Consider the following 3,165-nt stretch of genomic DNA (forward strand, 5'->3'; position numbering starts at 1 on the left):
GCCATAAAGGCTGCGGATTCCCTTGACGTAAAATCAGTATGTTAAATCCAGAGCGTGGTGATGCATCCCGGAGCGATCAGCATTTTAATCCAAATCAGGCGTGTCATAACAGCATTATTCCCTATTATTCAACAAAGCCCTCCAGCGATAGGCATCATCTACTTCGCTGGTGAGACAGAGCGTCGAAAAAATCGAACTGTATGAACGGGCGTGTACCGCTTCCATAAAGCTGATGTTTGACAGTACTGCTTCCTCATGCGACATGACGGCGTCGGGCATAAAGGTAGGGGCACCCACGGTGTTTTGTATGGTGTCCAGCAGCGTAAGTCCAGTAAAAACGCGGATGGATAGCTGGCGCTCTTGGGGGGTTAACGTGCTCCGAGAGGGAATGTCGTTCGACAGTGGCACTTTCTCCGGCAGCCAGAAGTTACTGGTCAGACTATTCCACACTTCCAAATCCTTGTCGTCTTCGATTTTGTTCCAGTTGATCGCTTTTACACGTGTGAGCAGAGTCATCGTTAAATTCCTTCGAGAAACCTATCAGAGCGCACAGGAGACACAGCCTTGTACTTCGGTGCCTTCCAGCGCCATCTGGCGTATGCGCACGTAATAAATGGTTTTAATGTCTTTTTTCCAGGCATAAATCTGTGCCTTATTGATATCCCGTGTGGTGGCGGTATCGCGGAAAAACAGGGTTAACGACAGCCCTTGATCGACGTGCTGGGTGGCAGCAGCATAGGTGTCGATAATTTTTTCCGGACCTATCTCGTAAGCATCCTAGTAGTAATCCAAGTTGTCATTAGTCATGTAGGGGGCAGGGTAGTAAACGCGACCAATCTTGCCTTCTTTGCGGATCTCGATACATGACACGATTGGGGGAATGCTGGAAGTTGCATGGTTGATGTAAGAGATCGAGCCGGTTGGCGGCACCGCTTGTAAGTTCTGGTTATACAGCCCGTGCGCCATCACGGAATCGCGTAACTCGGTCCATGCTTGCTGTGAAGGAATAACAATCTACGCTGCCTCGAACAGTTCACGCACGCGTTCCGTTTCCGGCTGCTAGGTGCGTTCGATGTATTTGGCAAAATAGTCGCCGGACGCATAGGTCGATTGTGCAAACCCAGCAAAGGTGCGCCCACGCTCAATCGCCAGTTGGTTAGAGGCGCGCAGTGCATGATATGCCACGGTGTAGAAGTAGATGTTGGTAAAATCGATGCCTTCCGGTGAGCCATAAAAAATCCGTTCCCGAGCCAGATAACCGTGCAGGTTCATTTGCCCGAGGCCAATGGCATGGGAGTCATCATTGCCTTTGGCGATGGAAGGCACAGAAGCGATGTGGCTCATGTCAGAGACCGCTGTCAATGCGCGAATTGCGGTTTCCACCGTATTGCCGAAATCTGGTGAATCCATGGTTTTGGCTATGTTCAACGATCCCAGATTACGCGATATATCTTTTCCGATGTGGCGATAGCCTAAGTCGTCATCGTAAAGGCTGGCTTCGTTGACCTGAAGGATCTCCGAGCACAGGTTACTCATAGTGATTCGGCCATGAATCTGGTTGGCGCGATTCACCGTATCTTCAAACATCATGTAGGGGTAGCCAGACTCAAAGTGTATTTCGGCCAGAATCTGGAAGAACTCGCGCGCCTTGATCTGTGATTTGCGGATGCGTTCATCGTTTACCATCTCATGGTACTTCTCGCTCACGCTGATTTCCGAGAAGGGCAGGCCATACACCTGTTCCACATCGTAGGGAGAGAACAGGTACATCACCTGGTTGGTTTTCGCCAATTGGAAGGTGATATCAGGGATCACGACGCCAAGAGAGAGAGTTTTAATCCGGATTTTCTCATCGGCGTTTTCACGCTTGGTATCGAGAAAACGCAAAATGTCGGGATGGTGCGCATTGAGGTAGACAGCACCAGCGCCTTGCCGTGCACCCAACTGGTTGGCATAGGAAAAAGCATCCTCCAGCATCTTCATGATGGGGATGATACCGGAAGACTGGTTTTCAATACGTTTGATCGGTGCGCCAGTTTCACGGATGTTGGTCAAGGTAAAGGCAACGCCGCCGCCACGCTTGGAGAGTTGCAACGCTGAGTTGATGGTGCGCCCGATAGATTCCATGTTGTCTTCAATACGCAACAGAAAACAGGAGACCAACTCACCGCGCTGTTTTTTACCGCAGTTGAGAAAGGTTGGCGTCGCGGGTTGAAAGCGGCCGCTGATGATCTCATCGACCAGTGCGCTGGCAAGTTGGGTATTGCCCTTGGCCAACGCCAAAGCAACCAGACAGACACGGTCCTCATAGCGTTCCAGATAGCGTTTGCCATCAAAGGTTTTCAGCGTATAGCTGGTGTAGTATTTGAACGCGCCAAGGAAGGTTTGAAAACGGAATTTGTGCGCATAGGCCTGCTGAAACAGTCTGTTGATAAAGCTGAATTGATACTGTTCCAATACCTCAGCTTCATAGTAACCTTCTTCTACCAGATAGCGCAGTTTCTCCTCCAGATTGTGAAAGAACACCGTATTCTGGTTTACGTGCTGAAGGAAATAGCGTCGTGCCGCCAGCCGTTCTTTTTCAAACTGAATGTGCCCGTCAGCGTCATAGGGATTCAGCATGGCACTGAGCGCGTTGTCTCTTTTTCCCTGCGCGGGGGTATTGATTACGGATGTTGTTGCCAAAATTGGGTTACTCCTTTGCGCACATTGATGACATCTTCCGGTGTGCCGAGCAGTTCAAAACGATACAAGTACGGCACCTGGCATTTCTGCTCGATAATGTCGCCAGCCAGACAATACGCGGTGCCTAAGTTCATATTGCCTGCCACAATCACGCCGCGCAGACCGGCCCGGTTGTTGGCGTCGTTGAGGAAGCGAATGACCTGGTGCGGCACGGCACCTTTGCTGCTTCCTCCGCCGTAGCTGGGCACGACCAGAATGAACGGTTGCGCCACGTTGAGTACCGGCTGGTCTTCTGCTATCGGAATGCGCAGGGCGGGCAGACCCACACAAGCGATAAAACTGTATTAGTCGCGACTAGATCTGACACTGGACCTTGAAAGGTTGAGAGTTACCGGTTTTGATATGGGTGTCTGATCCTTAAACAAAACGCGAGGTAACTCTCATGCTTCATACTAACAATCCCATTATCAAACACAAAGC

The 3,165-nt window shown here is 50.5% G+C and carries 2 protein-coding genes and 2 pseudogenes; 1 reads left to right on the forward strand and 3 read right to left on the reverse strand.

Annotated elements, in window-relative coordinates; all coding sequences use genetic code 11:
- The first annotated feature begins 38 nt into the window (after positions 1-38).
- Positions 39-173, forward strand: coding sequence for a hypothetical protein (locus QZ506_RS07535; protein WP_291970146.1), 135 nt, complete (start codon positions 39-41; stop codon positions 171-173).
- Here the strand turns inward: QZ506_RS07535 and QZ506_RS07540 are convergent.
- The 3 genes and pseudogenes from QZ506_RS07540 to nrdI all read right to left on the reverse strand — a co-directional run.
- A pseudogene (locus QZ506_RS07540) lies at positions 142-516 on the reverse strand (ribonucleotide-diphosphate reductase subunit beta); the annotation flags it as partial. The gene QZ506_RS07535 and the pseudogene QZ506_RS07540 sit on opposite strands and share 32 nt — an antisense overlap.
- 24 nt (positions 517-540) lie before the next feature.
- Positions 541-2,622, reverse strand: a pseudogene (gene nrdE / locus QZ506_RS07545) (class 1b ribonucleoside-diphosphate reductase subunit alpha).
- A gap of 44 nt (positions 2,623-2,666) precedes the next feature.
- Positions 2,667-3,020 carry a class Ib ribonucleoside-diphosphate reductase assembly flavoprotein NrdI gene (nrdI, locus tag QZ506_RS07550; RefSeq protein ID WP_291970147.1) on the reverse strand — a complete coding sequence of 118 codons (354 nt, stop codon included), beginning with the start codon at positions 3,018-3,020 and terminating at the stop codon, positions 2,667-2,669.
- Positions 3,021-3,165: the final 145 nt, after the last annotated feature.

The sequence above is a fragment of the Candidatus Symbiopectobacterium sp. genome (assembly GCF_020054415.1).
Classification (GTDB): domain Bacteria; phylum Pseudomonadota; class Gammaproteobacteria; order Enterobacterales; family Enterobacteriaceae; genus Symbiopectobacterium.